The sequence below is a fragment of the Rhodococcus sp. B7740 genome (assembly GCF_000954115.1).
GTDB lineage: Bacteria > Actinomycetota > Actinomycetes > Mycobacteriales > Mycobacteriaceae > Rhodococcoides.
Window position 1 is genome coordinate 3,987,972 of record NZ_CP010797.1, and the last position, 14,308, is coordinate 4,002,279.

Genomic DNA, 14,308 nt, shown 5'->3' on the forward strand with positions numbered 1-14,308 from the left:
ACCGGGATGGAGCCTGCGGAACGACCGCAGGCCCCCAGCCGCTGGACCGTCAGGCGTCGGCCCGACGCGGCAACTTCCACTCCGGGCGGACCCAGTGGCAGGTGTAACCCTCGGGGTACTTCTGCAGGTAGTCCTGGTGCTCGGGCTCGGCTTCCCAGAAATCTCCGGCCGCGGTCACCTCGGTGACGACCTTGCCCGGCCACAGTCCCGACGCGTCGACGTCGGCAATGGTGTCCTCAGCGACGCGCTTCTGCTCGTCGGTGAGGTAGAAGATGGCCGAGCGGTAGCTGGCACCGATGTCGTTGCCCTGACGGTTCTTGGTGGTGGGGTCGTGGATCTGGAAGAAGAACTCGAGCAGATCGCGGTACGTCGTCTGGGTGGGGTCGTAGACGACCTCCAGTCCCTCGGCGTGGTTGCCGTGATTGCGGTAGGTCGCGTTGGGGACCTCGCCGCCGGTGTAGCCGACGCGGGTGGAGATCACGCCCGGGAGCTTGCGGACGAGCTCTTCGGCTCCCCAGAAGCATCCTCCGGCGAGAATGGCGGTTTCGGTGGCTGCAGACATCGTTGCTCTCCTAGCTCTTTATCGATCGATACGTGGGGTTCAACGAACGAGGCGTCCTCATAATTCCGAATCGTGGGTGCGTTCTCCGACCTCGAGGACCAGTTTGCCGGTGTTGGCTCCGTCGAACAGCAGGTTCAGTGTCGATCCGAAGGCGGGGACGCCGCCGATCTCGATCTGCTCCCGCGCCGTCATCTTGCCGCTGGTGAGCAGTTCGGACAGTGCGTCGATGCCCTCCTGGTAGCGATCGAGGTAGTCGAAGATGATGAAGCCCGTCATCGACGCCCGATTGATCAACAGGGACAGGTAGTGCGCCGGGCCGGTTTGCGGATCGGTGGCGTTGTAGCCGGAGATGGCTCCGCACAACACCACTCGCGCTCCCTTGCGCAGCCGTGAGAGGGCCGCGTCGAGGATCTCACCGCCGACGTTGTCGAAATACACGTCGATGCCCTCGGGTGCAGCCGCCTTCAGGCCCTTGTACACCGACTCGTTCTTGTAGTCGATCGCTGCGTCGAAACCCAGTTCCTCGGTGAGCCACGCGCACTTCTCGGGACCACCCGCAATGCCGATCACAGTGGCTCCCTTGGCTTTTGCGATCTGGCCCGCGATGCTGCCCACGGCGCCCGCGGCTCCGGAGATCACCACGGTGTCGCCCTCGGTGAGCTTGCCGACGTCCATCAGGCCGAAGTACGCCGTCAGTCCCGGGAAGCCGAGCGCTCCGAGCCACGTGGGTGCCGGTGCGATGGATTCGTCGACCTTCTGCACCCCCGTGCCGTCCGACAGTGCGTGCTCGGTGACGCCGAACGAGCCCGAAACGATCTCTCCGACAGCATAATCGGGGTGGTGGGATTCCAGCACCCGTCCCACGGCGTGCGCCCGCATCACCTCGCCGATCCCGACGGGCGGTACGTACGAGCGCGCATCGTTGAGCCAGCCCCGCATCGCCGGGTCGAGAGAGACGTAGTCGACGGTGACGACGAACTCGCCGTCGCCCGGCGTGGGAATCGGTTCCTCGGTGAGGTTCCACGTCGACTCGTCGGGACGTCCCACCGGGCGCTGAGCCAATCGGATCTGACGGTTCACAGATGTCATCTACCGTTCCTTCCACGTCGAAGACAGGTCACCTCGACACTAGGGCAGAATGACGTCACGATGACCAACGCGCCGAACACCACCCGCCTCGCCCCCCGTCTCGTCGCCAGCGACGTCGACGGCACTCTGCTCGACCAGCACGAGCGTGTCACCGAACGCACCAGGCGTGCCGTGTCGGCCGTCGTCGCCGACGGCGTGCCGTTCGTGCTGTCCACCGGCCGCCCGCCGCGGTGGATCCACCCCGTCGTCGATCAGTTGGGATACGCGCCGATGTCGGTGTGCGCCAACGGAGCGGTCATCTACGACGCCGCCAACGATCGCGTGCTCAGCGCCGAGACGCTCTCGGTGCAGACACTGCAGTGGTTGGCCGACGTCGCCTATCGCGCACTGCCGGGCTGCGGGCTGGCCGCGGAGCGGGTGGGCCGGACGGCACACGACTCGGCCACCCCGCAGTTCGTCAGCTCCCCGGGCTACGAGCACGCCTGGCTGAACCCGGACAACGTCGAGATGACCGAGGACGATGTGGTCGACGTTCCGGCCGTCAAGCTGCTGATTCGTCTTTCCGGCTCCACCAGCGGACACATGGCAGACATCCTGTCCCCGCTGATCTCCGGTCGCGCCGACCTGACGTTCTCCACCGACAACGGACTGATCGAGCTCTCGGCACCGGGAATCACCAAGGCGTCGGGTCTGGCCAAGGTCGCCGAGACCCTGTCGGTGGACGTGAAGGACATCGTGGCCTTCGGCGACATGCCCAACGACGTCCCGATGTTGACGATGGTGGGACTGGGTGTCGCGATGGGTAACGCGCATCCGGCTGCCGTCGCGGCGGCGAACGAGGTGACCGTCACCAACGCAGAAGACGGAGTGGCGCACGTCCTCGAACGCTGGTGGTGACGCGTCGCCACGCTGGGCACGAAGGTGTAGTACCGGAACGCGAAATGGCCGAGTCACCACGGTGACTCGGCCATTTCCCTGGTGAATCTCAGCCTGCGGGTGCGGGCTCCGGTGCGGGAGCGGGCACAGGGGCCGGTTCCACCGGTGCTGCAACGGGGTTCTGCATCTCCGCGTTGTAGGTGTCGTTGTACGTCTTGATCACCGTGGTCACGATTCCGGTGAGCTCGTTGAAGATCAGCGAGCCGTTCTCGAAGTCGGTCCGGAGGCCCTCCGGCACCCGGAACTCGTCGGTGAGCGGCAGACCGAGCACGCCGTCGACGCCACCCTGCTGCACGTACTGCTGGAAGATCTTGCCGATGACGGCCACGGCCTGGCCTGCCATGTTGGTGATGATCTCACCGTTGGCGAACTGCGCCTTCTCGCGGCCACCGCTGACCTGCACCAGACCGCTCACCGGTACGCCCAGCGCACCGGTTTCGCCGCCCGAGGACAACCACTTCTGAGCGACGGGACTGGTCGACGCCAGACGCTGCAACTCGGCGACCAGGGCCGGGATGTTCTCGCCCAGAGTGGAACTGACGTCGGTGCCCGGACGGGACGGTGCCGCGTCGGTCACTGCGGTATCGGGAGCTGTGTCGGTCACGTCGGGCGAGACCGGAGTGGCATCTCCGCCGCCGCCGAGGTTCGCCGCAGCGATGTCGCGGATCTCTCCGAGCCGCGCGTATCCGGCGTCACCCGGGCATTCGGTGTTGCCGACGTCGCGGTGGCCGAAGATCACCGGCAGGTCGATGCTCTTGCCCTTGCCGACGAACGTGAAATTCGTTCCCTCCGAGGTCATCGTGGTGGTGCCCTTGGGGTCGAGACCGGCCTTGCCCAGTCGCCATCCGAGGAACTTGCCGACCGAATCGATGGTCTCCTGCGAGGGATCCTCGTTGGAGTAGTCGCCCATCATGGCCACACCGACGGTGTTCTCGTTGAACCCGCCCGCGTGGGCACCCTGAACCGGCTTGTCCAGACCGCCCGCGCGGCCCTCGAAGATCTGACCGTACTTGTCGACGATGGCGTTGTACCCGATGTCGCACCAGCCGAGCGTCTGCGCGTGGTACGCGTAGATGGCTCGGACGATTTCGGCCGATTCGGACTTGGAGTAGTCGTTGCTGCCTGCGGTGTGGTGCACGGTGGCACCACCGATGAAGTCGTCGATCGTCGGTGTGGCGCAACGGATCGACTCGTCGGCACCCCACTGAGCGCGGGTGATCACGTTCGGGCCTGCGTCACCGGCGACGGGAGTGGCGAGGTCGCTCAGTGCCGAGTCGGCGGGCGACGTGCCGGGGGTGATGAGTACCGCGCTGATGTCGTTCACGGCCGCGGCCAGCTGTTCGGCCGAGCTGTCGGACTCGGGTGCCGGGGCCGCGGGATCGGCCGGAGCCGGATCCTGTTGGCGCAGTGGCTTGCTCGATGACGCCGGGGTGTAGCCCAAGGGCTGTTCCGCGGCAGCGGGAACCTCGGCCGGAGCGCCGGGAGCAGGCAGTTCGACGACCGGAACCTCGGGAACCGGTGCAGTTGCGAAGCTTTCGGGAGCTGCACTGCTCGTCATCGGCGTCAGCAACACCTGCACGGCCTTGGTCAGTCCGACGAAGATCGGTTCGGTGCCCTGCTTTTCCGCAGCGGGAACGGCGTCGCTCGCAGTGGTATCGACCGGCGCGGTTTGCAGCCACGGGCCCCAGGAGCCGTCCTCCAGTTGCCGGCGGATCTGAGCGGAAGCACCGTCGAGCTGCTCGGAGGTCAGGGCCACCATGCTGAACGGGGTGTCCTGCGTGATCTCCTTGACGGCGGCACCGAGCGGCGGACCGGTCGGATCGGCAGCTTCGGGGTTCACCGGTGCAGAGGCGTCCACCCGAGGAATCGGGGCCTGGGCGGTCGCGTTGCCCGGGGCAGGGGTGGTGAGACCCGGGATGTCGGGAATCTCGATCGGCGGGATCACGATGGAATCCGGCAGCGGCAGGTACTTCAGATCGGAGAGCCGCAGATCGGGCAACGGCAATCCGGTGAGCTCCTGCAGCGGAATCACGATGTCCGGTGCAGCGCTCAGCGCGGTCTCGACGATCTTGGTCGGCACAGTGACGGGGGTTGTCTCGTTGGCCGGTCGAACTCCGGTTGTCGTGCTGTCGGTGAGGCCTGCGACCGCGAAGGGGGTCGCGACGGCCAGTAGTGCGACAGCACCGAGAACGATCGACGGCTTCGTTCGACGGTTCGGCAAGGCGGTACTCCCTGGTTGTTGGTAGGTACGCGTCGTAGGATCTCCGATTGCTGAACAACATGAATCACATCAGCAACATGAGTCCCATCAGACACAAGGCTAAACCTTAGCTTGACAGTTAGCCATCCCCGGGAAGTTCCGGTGGCGCGGCGCGTCGGGCGCGTCACCTACGCTTTCGAGCTGTGACTGTGCACTTCATCGGAGCCGGACCGGGCGCTGCCGACCTGCTCACGCTGCGGGCCGTCGAGTTCCTGCGATCGAGCCCGGTCTGCGTCTACGCCGGTACCTACATCGACGACGCGATCCTCGACCACTGCTCGGCAGGCACCCGCCTGGTCGACACCGCGAAGCTCGATCTCGACGCCATCACCGGTGAGCTGGTCGCCGCCCACGAACGCGGCGAGGACGTCGCCCGCCTGTGCTCGGGGATCCGTCCCTCTATTCCGCCCTGGCCGAACAGTCCGCTCGACTCGACGCGGCAGGCGTGCCCTGGGACGTCACCCCTGGCGTTCCGGCCTACGCGGCCGCAGCCGCCGCACTGGGCGTCGAGCTGACGGTTCCCGAAGTGACGCAGTCGGTGGTGCTCACTCGTGCGCAGGCCCGCTCGACGGCGATGCCCGATACCGAGGCGCTGAAGAACTTCGCCGCCACCCGCGCGACCCTGGCGCTGCACCTCGCGATCACCCGCACGCGCATCCTGACCGAGGAACTGACGGAGTTCTACGGTCCGGAGTGCCCGGCCACCGTCGTCTTCCATGCCAGCAAGCCGGACGAGCTGATTCTGCGGGGCACTCTGGCCGATATCGCCGACCAGGTCGAGGCCGCCGACCTGCGGCAGGCGGCGGTGATTCTGGTGGGGCCTGCCCTGGCTCGACGCGTCGTCACCGAATCTCACCTGTACGACGCGTGCCGGGACCGATCGTGAGGATTCACCTGATCGGCATCGGTGGCGGCCACCCCGATCAGATCACCGTCCAGGCGATCCAGAAGCTGCGGGCGGTGGATGTGTTCATCGTGGCCGACAAGGGCGCATCGGTCGGCGATCTCGGGGCGGCCAGGCAGGAAATACTGGAGCGTCACCATGGCGGCAGCTACCGGGTGATCGAGGTACCCGACCCGCCGCGGGACCGATCACCCCGGCAATACGAGACCGCGGTCCTCGATTGGCACGACGCCCGCGCCCGCGCCTACGCCGATGTGCTCGACGGCCTCGACCGAGGCACCGTCGTGGGGTTTCTCGTCTGGGGCGACCCCGCGCTCTACGACAGCACCATCCGCGTCGTCGAGCGGCTGGCCGCGTTGCGCGGCGACATCGAGTTCGATGTCACACCCGGTGTCTCCAGCGTGTCGATGCTGGCGGCGAGTCATCGCCTCGTTCTCAACCGCATCGGCGGACCGATCGTCATCACCACCGGCAGAAACTTGGCGGGCGACGTCGCCGCCGGCCTCGACAACCTCGTGGTCATGCTCGACGGCAACCTGGCCTGCAGCGCGCTGACCGGCGCAGGATGGGACATCCACTGGGGTGCCAATCTGGGAACGGTGGACGAGACGCTGGTGGCAGGTCCGCTCGACGACGTGCTCGATGAGATCCGCAGCGCCCGCGAGCAGGTCAAGTCCCAGCACGGCTGGGTCATGGACACCTACCTGCTCCGACGTTCCGTTCGATGACACCGGGCCCGCCGATGGGCACCTGGCGGGGCAGAGCGGTCACGATCGTCGGATACCCTGGTTGCCCGTGACTGCTGTAAGCCCCGAGACCACCTCTTCCGACGCCTCCGTGACCGGCCGATACGACCTCATCGTCGTCGGATCCGGGTTCTTCGGACTGACCGTCGCGGAGCGGGCGGCATCCCAGTTGGGTAAGCGTGTCCTCGTGCTGGATCGGCGACACCACCTGGGCGGCAACGCGTACTCCGAGGCCGAGCCCGAGACGGGTATCGAGATTCACAAGTACGGTGCCCATCTGTTCCACACCTCGAACAAGCGGGTCTGGGAGTACGTCAACAAGTTCACCGACTTCACCGGCTACCAGCACCGTGTCTTCGCTCTGCACAAGGGCCAGTCGTATCAGTTCCCGATGGGCCTCGGCCTGATCTCGCAGTTCTTCGGCAAGTACTTCTCGCCCGCCGAGGCGCGCGCCCTCATCGAAGAGCAGTCCAGCGAGTTCGACTCCAAGGACGCGCAGAACTTCGAGGAGAAAGCGATCTCGCTGATCGGTCGCCCGCTCTACGAGGCATTCATCAAGGACTACACCGCCAAGCAGTGGCAGACCGATCCGAAGAACCTGCCCGCGGGCAACATCACTCGATTGCCGGTGCGGTACACGTTCGACAATCGCTACTTCAACGACACCTACGAGGGCCTGCCGGTCGACGGCTACACCGCGTGGCTCGAGAAGATGGCCGCCGACGAGAAGATCGAGGTCCGGTTGAACACGGACTGGTTCGACGTCAAAGCCGAGCTGGTGGCCGAGAGCCCCGACGCTCCCATCGTCTACACCGGCCCACTGGACCGCTACTTCGACTACGCCGAGGGCGAACTCGGCTGGCGCACAATCGATTTCGAGACCGAAGTACTCCCGACGGGTGACTTCCAGGGCACCCCGGTGATGAACTACAACGACGGCGACGTGCCGTTCATTCGGATCCACGAGTTCCGGCACTTCCACCCCGAGCGCCAGTATCCGACCGACAAGACGGTCATCATGCGTGAGTTCTCCCGCTTCGCCAAGAGCGGCGACGAGCCGTACTACCCGATCAACACCCCCGACGACCGGCAGAAGCTCGAGGCCTACCGCGACCGCGCCAAGGCCGAAGCAGCGTCCAACAAAGTACTGTTCGGTGGACGCCTCGGCACGTACCAGTACCTGGACATGCACATGGCCATCGCGAGCGCACTGAACATGTACGAGAACACCCTGGTTCCGTACTTCGAGATCGGTGCTCCTCTGGCAGGCGACAAGTGACCGCCAAGCACCTGCTCGAGGACGGCATCACCGACGCCGCGCCGGTTCTGGGTAAGTCGCTGTTGCAGCGCGTACTGCTGCCGCGTTCCGGTGAACCGCTCGACGTGCGCACGCTGTACCTCGAAGAAGCGCTCACCAATGCCAAACGAGCACACTCGCTCTCGCGAACCTCGGTCACCATCGGTTCCGAGTCCGAGGTGTCGTTCTGCACCTACTTCAACGCATTCCCGGCGAGCTACTGGCGGCGCTACAGCGTCCTGAAGTCCGTGGTGCTCCGCGTCGAGGTCTCCGGCCACTGCCGAATAGACGTCTACCGGTCCAAGGCCGACGCGTCGCGCATCCACGTCGAGGGCCGCGAGGCGGTCGACGGCGATGCGGCGCAGGAATTTCTGATCGATCTCGGTCCGTTCGAGGACGGCGGTTGGATCTGGTTCGACATCACCTCCGACTCCGAGGTGGTGCTCGAGAGTGCGGGTTGGTACGCCCCGATCGAGGCTCCGGGGGAAGCGACCGTCGCGGTCGGCATCCCCACCTTCAATCGCCCGACCGACGCCGTCAAAGCCCTTGTCGCCCTTGGGTCGGACCCCCTGGTGCTGGACGTGATCCAGGCCGTGATCATGCCCGATCAGGGCACCCGCAAGGCGAAGGACGAGCCCGGATTCGACGAGGCCGCCGCGGCCCTGGGCGGCAGGCTCGCCATCCACGATCAGGCCAACCTCGGCGGGTCCGGCGGATACAGCCGCATCATGTACGAGGCGCTGAACAACACTGCCTGCCAACACATCCTGTTCATGGACGACGACATCGAGATCGAGCCCGACTCGATTCTGCGGGCGCTGGCCATGTCTCGGTTCGCCAAGGTCCCCACACTCGTCGGCGGCCAGATGCTCAACCTGCAGGCGCGCAGTCATCTGCACGTCATGGGCGAAGTGATCGATCGCAGCAACTTCATGTGGACCGGCGCACAGAACGTGGAGTACGACCACGACTTCTCCGAGGATCCACTGCGTACCAGCAAACTGCTGCACCGCCGCATCGACGTCGACTACAACGGCTGGTGGATGTGCATGATTCCGCGGGTCGTCGCTGAGGAACTCGGGCAACCGCTGCCGCTGTTCATCAAGTGGGACGACGCCGAATACGGCTTGCGCGCACGCGAAGCCGGCTATCCGACGGTGACGCTGCCGGGCGCGGCCATCTGGCACATGGCGTGGAGCGACAAGGACGACGCCATCGACTGGCAGGCGTACTTCCATCTGCGCAACCGCCTGGTGGTCGCATCGCTGCACATGCCGGGCGACGGCAAGGGGCTGGTGCTCGACACGATCAAGGCCACGGTCAAGCATCTGCTGTGCCTCGAGTACTCGACCGTCGCGATCCAGAACCTCGCGATCCGCGACTTCCTCGCCGGCCCCGAGCACATCCTCGAGATCCTGCCCACCGCGCTGCCGACCGTGCACGCACTGCGCAAGGAGTTCCCCGACGCGGTCGTCGTCGGCAGCTCCACCGAACTGCCGCTCGCGTCCGGTGAGGAGGTGGGAGCCGTCGGGCTGCCGACCAACCCACTGGCCAAGATCGGCCGCTTGGCAAAAGGGCTGCTGCACAACGCAAAGCCTGCGCACACCCAGCATCACGACCGCCCGCAGCTCAACGTCCCGACTCTCGACGCGCGCTGGTTCCTGCTGTCCCAGGTCGACGGTGTCACCGTCACCACCGCCGACGGCCGGGGCGTCGTGTACCGCAAGCGGGATCGTCAGCAGGCTGCGGCGCTGCTCAAGGAAGCCCTGACGCTGCGCAAGCAGTTGGCAGCCGAATTCCCCGCCCTCAAGGCCCGGTACCGCGATGCCGTGCCGCACCTGACCAGTAAGGAAACGTGGGAACGTGTCTTTCGTTACCAGGCGTAAGGGACAGACCGAGGCTCCGACGGAAGTCAGGATCCTCGAGAAGGTGCAGAGCACCGTCGGCAGTGCCCCCGGTGCGATCACCGTCGCCCGCGGCATGTCGCACTTCGGCGAACACGCACTCGGCTGGGTCGCGATCGCCGGTATCGGAGCTGCACTGGACCGGCCGCGTCGGCGTCAGTGGGCCTCGGTGGCCGTCGGGGCAGTGGGTTCCCACGCCGCGTCGATCGTCATCAAACGCATCGTGCGCCGGCCACGTCCTCACGACCCGGCCGTCCGCATCAACGTCTCGACCCCCAGCAAGCTGAGCTTTCCGTCCTCGCATGCGACATCGACCACAGCCGCCGCGGTTCTCCTCGGCCGGGTGACCGGGCTACCGTTACCGGCGGTCCTCGTCCCACCCATGCTGCTCTCGCGCTTGGTGCTCGGAGTCCATTACCCCACCGACGTGCTGGCAGGATCGGCACTCGGCGCGTTGACGGCTGTGGCCGTCGTGAAGTTCGAAGGAGACAAATGAGCGAGGATGCCGCACCCGTAGGCGCACCGCCGAAGAACCTGGCGGACGGCATCGTCAAGGCGCTTCGTCCGCGTCAGTGGGTCAAGAACGTACTGGTGCTGGCCGCACCGCTGGCGGCGGGCTCGGTCACCGACCCCGACGTTCTGCTGTCCGTCGCGCTCGCGTTCGTCGTGTTCTGCTTCGCCGCGTCCGGGGTCTACCTGGTCAACGACGCCATGGACGTCGAAGCCGACCGCGCCCACCCCACCAAGCGATTCCGACCGATCGCCGCGGGCGTACTGCCGGTCAACATCGCCTACGCGATGGCCGTTGTCTCGCTCGGTCTCGCCATCGGCCTCTCGTTCATCGCGAACTGGAAACTGGCGCTGGTCATCGGCGTCTACATCGCGATTCAGCTCGCGTACTGCTTCGGTCTCAAGCACCAGGCCGTGCTCGACATCTGCATCGTCTCCTCGGGCTTCCTGCTCCGTGCGATCGCCGGTGGCGTCGCCGCCTCGATCCCGCTGTCGCAGTGGTTCCTGCTGATCATGGCGTTCGGCTCGCTGTTCATGGCGGCAGGCAAGCGCTACGCGGAGCTGCAGTTGGCCGAACGCACCGGAGCGAAGATCCGCAAATCGCTCGAGAACTACACCACCACGTACCTGCGATTCGTCTGGACACTGTCCGCGACCGCCGTCGTCATCTGTTACGGCCTGTGGGCGTTCCAGGAAGACGCGGGCACGGGTGCCAACTGGTTCGCCATCTCGATGATTCCGTTTACTATCGCAATCCTGCGATACGCAGTGGATGTCGATGGCGGCGAGGCAGGCGAACCCGAAGAGATCGCGTTGGGAGACAGGGTTCTGCAGCTACTCGCCATAGCGTGGATCGGAGTGGTTGGTGTCGCTGTCTACCTCGCCTGACCAGCGAGACGCGCGAGAAGAGAACTCCGCTCGGGCATCGATCACCAGGCCCGTCTTCTGGATCGGGACCGTGGTCACCGGGGCGTTGTTCCTCTGGGGTGCGTGGGAGCGCCGCTGGATCGCCGACGACGGCCTGATCGTTCTGCGTACCGTCCGCAACCTGCTGGCAGGCAACGGACCGGTGTTCAACGCGGGCGAGCGCGTGGAAACCAACACCAGCACCATCTGGACCTACCTCGTGTACGCGGGCAGTTGGCTCAGCGAGGGTCGACTCGAGTACGTCGTCCTGACGATCGCACTGATCCTGTCCACGGCGGCCGTCGTTCTGGCGATGATGGGCACGTTCGCGTTGCGTGGTCGCACCGCGTCGCAGACTCTGTTCCTGCCTGCCGGAGTCCTGGTCTACATCGCGGTTCCGCCCGCCCGCGACTTCGCGACGTCCGGCCTCGAGACCTGCCTGGTCATCTTCTGGTTGGCGATGCTGTGGCTGCTGATGGTCCGGTGGGGTCAACGACGGTCGGGTGGCGTCGAGCTGCTGCTACTGGCCTTCTTCGCCGGGCTCGGCCCGCTGGTGCGTCCGGAACTGTCCATCGTGGCGGTGCTGGCGTTGGCGATGATCTTCCTGGCTCCGCAGAGTTGGTTGTCCAGGCTGCGAGTGTTCGCTTTCGCCGGTGCGGTGCCGGTGCTCTATCAGATCTGGCGCATGGGCTACTACGGCCTGCCGTACCCCAACACCGCGGTGTCGAAGGATGCAGGCGGAGCCAAGTGGTCGCAGGGGTTCGAGTACCTGTCCAACCTCGTCGGCCCGTATCTGCTGTGGCTGCCACTGATACTGCTCGTCGTCGGTGCCGTGCTGTCGGCCTCGCCAGTGCGGTTGTCCCTGCCCCGTACCGTCGGCGGCTGGCTCGCCGCGCTGCGGACGCCGACCGCCGTGGTCGTCTTCGTGTTGATCAGTGGCCTTCTGTTGGCTTTGTATTCGATTCGCGTCGGCGGCGATTTCATGCACGGTCGGACATTGTTGCCGGCATTGTTCACGCTTTTGTTGCCGATTTCCGTGCTGCCGGTCGCTCTCCCGAAACGCTGGGCTGCAGACCGCGCCACAGCGGTTTTCGTCGCCGATCTGTTCGTCTGGGCCGGCATCGTGATCTGGGCCGTCGTGGCGGCCAACACGACTGGAATGCCGCAGGGCTCGATCGTCGGCCGCAGTGGCATCGTCGACGAGCGGGCGTTCTACTCGCTCAACACCGGGCACGCTCATCCGATTCTGGCCTCGGACTACCTCGACTACCCGCGGATGCGAGGAATGGTCGAGGCGATCGAGGACACTCCCGACGGCGGATTGCTGTTGCCCTCGGCCCAGTTCACGTACTGGGATGTCGTTCCACCGCCGCTGCCGATCCCCGAGGGTGGATTCGGTCACACCGTCTTCTTCCTCAACCTCGGAATGACCAGCATGAACGTCGGCCTCGACGTGCGGGTCATCGACCAGATGGGGCTGGCATACCCGTTGGCGTCGCACACCGAGCGGCTCGAGAACGGCCGGATCGGGCACGACAAGAATCTGTATCCGGACTGGGTGGTGGCCGATCTCGGACTCGTCGCCGTCCATCCGTACCTGCCCTGGTACATGGACGAGGACTGGGTCACCGAGGCTCAGGTGGCGTTGACCTGCCCCGACACCCAGGAGCTGCTCACCTCGTATCGGGCCCCGCTGACGAAGGATCTGTTCGTTCGCAATTTCAAGCGTTCGCTCTTCTATGCCGGATATCGCTTCGATCGGGTGCCGAAATACGAAATACAACGATGTGATCTTCCGGCCCCGATATTGAAGGCGGACAATTAGGTGTCCGAACACGAAAAGGTCACCGGGTTGCGCCGAAATGGTCTCGACGCCAAGATGAGCTATCTCGATCCTGTAACGGTGGCCGCCCTCGGTGCGATAAGCGCTGAGGATGTGTGTGCGACCGACCCGAGGGTCGGACGGCAGACATGGTGAACTTGCGAGATCAAGCGTTGATTGCGTAACCGATGTGACGATGAAGCAGCTGAGAGGTCGAGTGCATGCTGGGTAGAAGGAAGAGCCGGTCCGAGGACAAGCGGGGTGGCTCCTGGGGCCGCCGTGCCGCCACGTCCATGCTGATGGCGGTGGTCCTCCCACTGGGATTGGCTGTAGCCGGCGGTGGCGCAACTGCCAACGCAGCCTTCGACGGCAATGCCATCGACGTCTGGACGGACTCGAGCATGGGTCCGATCAAGAGCCGCGTCTGGCGCGCCGCGGACGGCAACACCAATCGCGTCGTCTACCTCCTCGACGGTCTGCGGGCCACCAACGACATCTCCGGTTGGGAGCACGAGACCGACGCCGGTGCCGTGTTGGCCTCCTGGAACATCAACGTCGTCGAGCCGGTGGGTGGACAGTCGAGCTTCTACTCCGACTGGTACGCACCGTCGAACTTCAACGGCCAGCAGACCACGTACAAGTGGGAGACCTTCCTGACGCAGAACCTGCGTGAGAACCTGCGCGCGAACTGGGGCTTCAACCCCAACCGCAACGGCGTCATCGGTATCTCGATGGGTGGCTCGGCTGCTCTGACTCTCGCGGCCTACCACCCGGACCAGTTCAGCTACGCGGGCTCGCTGTCCGGCTACCTGAACATCTCCGCTCCCGGCATGCGCGAAGCAATGCGTCTGGCGTTGCTCGACTCCGGTCGCTACAACATCGACGCGATGTGGGGACCGCCGTGGGATCCGGCGTGGCTGCGCAACGACCCGTTCGTCTTCGCCCCTCGTCTGCGCGACAACGGAACCCGCGTGTGGGTGTTCGCAGGTAGCGGCCTGCCCGGCGGACTCGATCGCCCTCGGAGCTTCATCGACTACTACAACACCGCCAACGGCATGGGCCTCGAGGCCATCGCACTGGCGAACAGTCGAGCGTTCCAGATCCGGATGGCCAGCATCGGTGCCAACAACGTCACCTACGCGTTCCCGGCCGTCGGTACCCACCAGTGGGGTTACTGGGGCGAGCAGATCCGCATCATGGCACCGGACCTGAGCGCCAACATCGGTAACTGACCGGCTCACGGATCATTTCGGTCGTTTCGCCCGCTTCTCGGCCCTTCGTGAAACTTCACGACTTTTCAGGGCTGTTCAGCGGGGACCGAGCAGGATAGTCTCCTGTTTCGGGGAAACGTCGAGGTGAAACTGGGACGCTG

Annotated in this window: 11 protein-coding genes and 1 pseudogene; 9 read left to right on the forward strand and 3 right to left on the reverse strand. The window is 65.4% G+C overall.

The genetic code is table 11. The features are described 5' to 3' along the window. Positions 1-49: 49 nt before the first annotated feature. Together msrA and NY08_RS18550 are read right to left on the reverse strand one after the other, a co-directional pair. Positions 50-562, reverse strand: coding sequence for a peptide-methionine (S)-S-oxide reductase MsrA (gene msrA / locus NY08_RS18545; protein WP_032396445.1), 513 nt, complete (start codon positions 560-562; stop codon positions 50-52). A gap of 57 nt (positions 563-619) precedes the next feature. After that, the gene (locus NY08_RS18550; protein ID WP_045197983.1) at positions 620-1,651 is read right to left on the reverse strand and encodes an NADP-dependent oxidoreductase; all 1,032 of its coding nucleotides are present in this window, start codon (positions 1,649-1,651) and stop codon (positions 620-622) included. A gap of 60 nt (positions 1,652-1,711) precedes the next feature. Between NY08_RS18550 and NY08_RS18555 the strand changes: the two genes are divergently transcribed. Further along, positions 1,712-2,548 carry a Cof-type HAD-IIB family hydrolase gene (locus tag NY08_RS18555; protein WP_045197985.1) on the forward strand — a complete coding sequence of 279 codons (837 nt, stop codon included), beginning with the start codon at positions 1,712-1,714 and terminating at the stop codon, positions 2,546-2,548. A gap of 88 nt (positions 2,549-2,636) precedes the next feature. Here NY08_RS18555 and NY08_RS18560 read toward each other — a convergent pair whose 3' ends face one another. After that, positions 2,637-4,808 (reverse strand): N-acetylmuramoyl-L-alanine amidase, encoded by a 2,172-nt coding sequence (locus NY08_RS18560; protein WP_045197986.1) that lies wholly within the window; start codon positions 4,806-4,808, stop codon positions 2,637-2,639. Between the two features lie 182 nt (positions 4,809-4,990). Between NY08_RS18560 and cobM the strand changes: the two are divergent. The 8 genes and pseudogenes from cobM to NY08_RS18600 all read left to right on the forward strand — a co-directional run bounded on the left by cobM (position 4,991) and on the right by NY08_RS18600 (position 14,168). Continuing rightward, positions 4,991-5,733 (forward strand): annotated as a pseudogene (gene cobM, locus NY08_RS18565) (precorrin-4 C(11)-methyltransferase). Next, positions 5,727-6,479: a precorrin-6A synthase (deacetylating) gene (gene cobF / locus NY08_RS18570; protein WP_200893230.1), complete on the forward strand. Its 753-nt coding sequence runs from the start codon at positions 5,727-5,729 to the stop codon at positions 6,477-6,479. Before cobM ends, cobF begins: the two are co-directional and overlap by 7 nt. 67 nt (positions 6,480-6,546) lie before the next feature. After that, on the forward strand, positions 6,547-7,776 hold the full coding sequence (glf, locus tag NY08_RS18575; RefSeq protein WP_200893133.1) for a UDP-galactopyranose mutase: 1,230 nt from the start codon (positions 6,547-6,549) through the stop codon (positions 7,774-7,776). Beyond that, positions 7,773-9,680 carry a glycosyltransferase gene (locus tag NY08_RS18580; protein ID WP_032396439.1) on the forward strand — a complete coding sequence of 636 codons (1,908 nt, stop codon included), beginning with the start codon at positions 7,773-7,775 and terminating at the stop codon, positions 9,678-9,680. Before glf ends, NY08_RS18580 begins: the two co-directional genes overlap by 4 nt. Further along, positions 9,658-10,194, forward strand: a complete 537-nt coding sequence (locus tag NY08_RS18585) for a phosphatase PAP2 family protein (RefSeq protein ID WP_045197990.1) — start codon at positions 9,658-9,660, stop codon at positions 10,192-10,194. Before NY08_RS18580 ends, NY08_RS18585 begins: the two co-directional genes overlap by 23 nt. After that, the gene (locus NY08_RS18590) at positions 10,191-11,096 is read left to right on the forward strand and encodes a decaprenyl-phosphate phosphoribosyltransferase (RefSeq protein ID WP_045197991.1); all 906 of its coding nucleotides are present in this window, start codon (positions 10,191-10,193) and stop codon (positions 11,094-11,096) included. Before NY08_RS18585 ends, NY08_RS18590 begins: the two co-directional genes overlap by 4 nt. Then, on the forward strand, positions 11,074-12,939 hold the full coding sequence (gene zomB, locus NY08_RS18595) for a flagellar motor control protein ZomB (RefSeq protein WP_045197993.1): 1,866 nt from the start codon (positions 11,074-11,076) through the stop codon (positions 12,937-12,939). Before NY08_RS18590 ends, zomB begins: the two co-directional genes overlap by 23 nt. 218 nt (positions 12,940-13,157) lie before the next feature. After that, positions 13,158-14,168: an alpha/beta hydrolase gene (locus tag NY08_RS18600; protein WP_176459410.1), complete on the forward strand. Its 1,011-nt coding sequence runs from the start codon at positions 13,158-13,160 to the stop codon at positions 14,166-14,168. Positions 14,169-14,308 lie beyond the last annotated feature (140 nt).

Coding starts and splice junctions, on each gene's coding strand:
- msrA (WP_032396445.1), bottom strand. CDS start 562: ATGTCTGCAGCCACCGAAACCGCCATTCTCGCCGGAGGATGCTTCTGG.
- NY08_RS18550 (WP_045197983.1), bottom strand. CDS start 1,651: ATGACATCTGTGAACCGTCAGATCCGATTGGCTCAGCGCCCGGTGGGA.
- NY08_RS18555 (WP_045197985.1), top strand. CDS start 1,712: ATGACCAACGCGCCGAACACCACCCGCCTCGCCCCCCGTCTCGTCGCC.
- NY08_RS18590 (WP_045197991.1), top strand. CDS start 10,191: ATGAGCGAGGATGCCGCACCCGTAGGCGCACCGCCGAAGAACCTGGCG.
- NY08_RS18600 (WP_176459410.1), top strand. CDS start 13,158: ATGCTGGGTAGAAGGAAGAGCCGGTCCGAGGACAAGCGGGGTGGCTCC.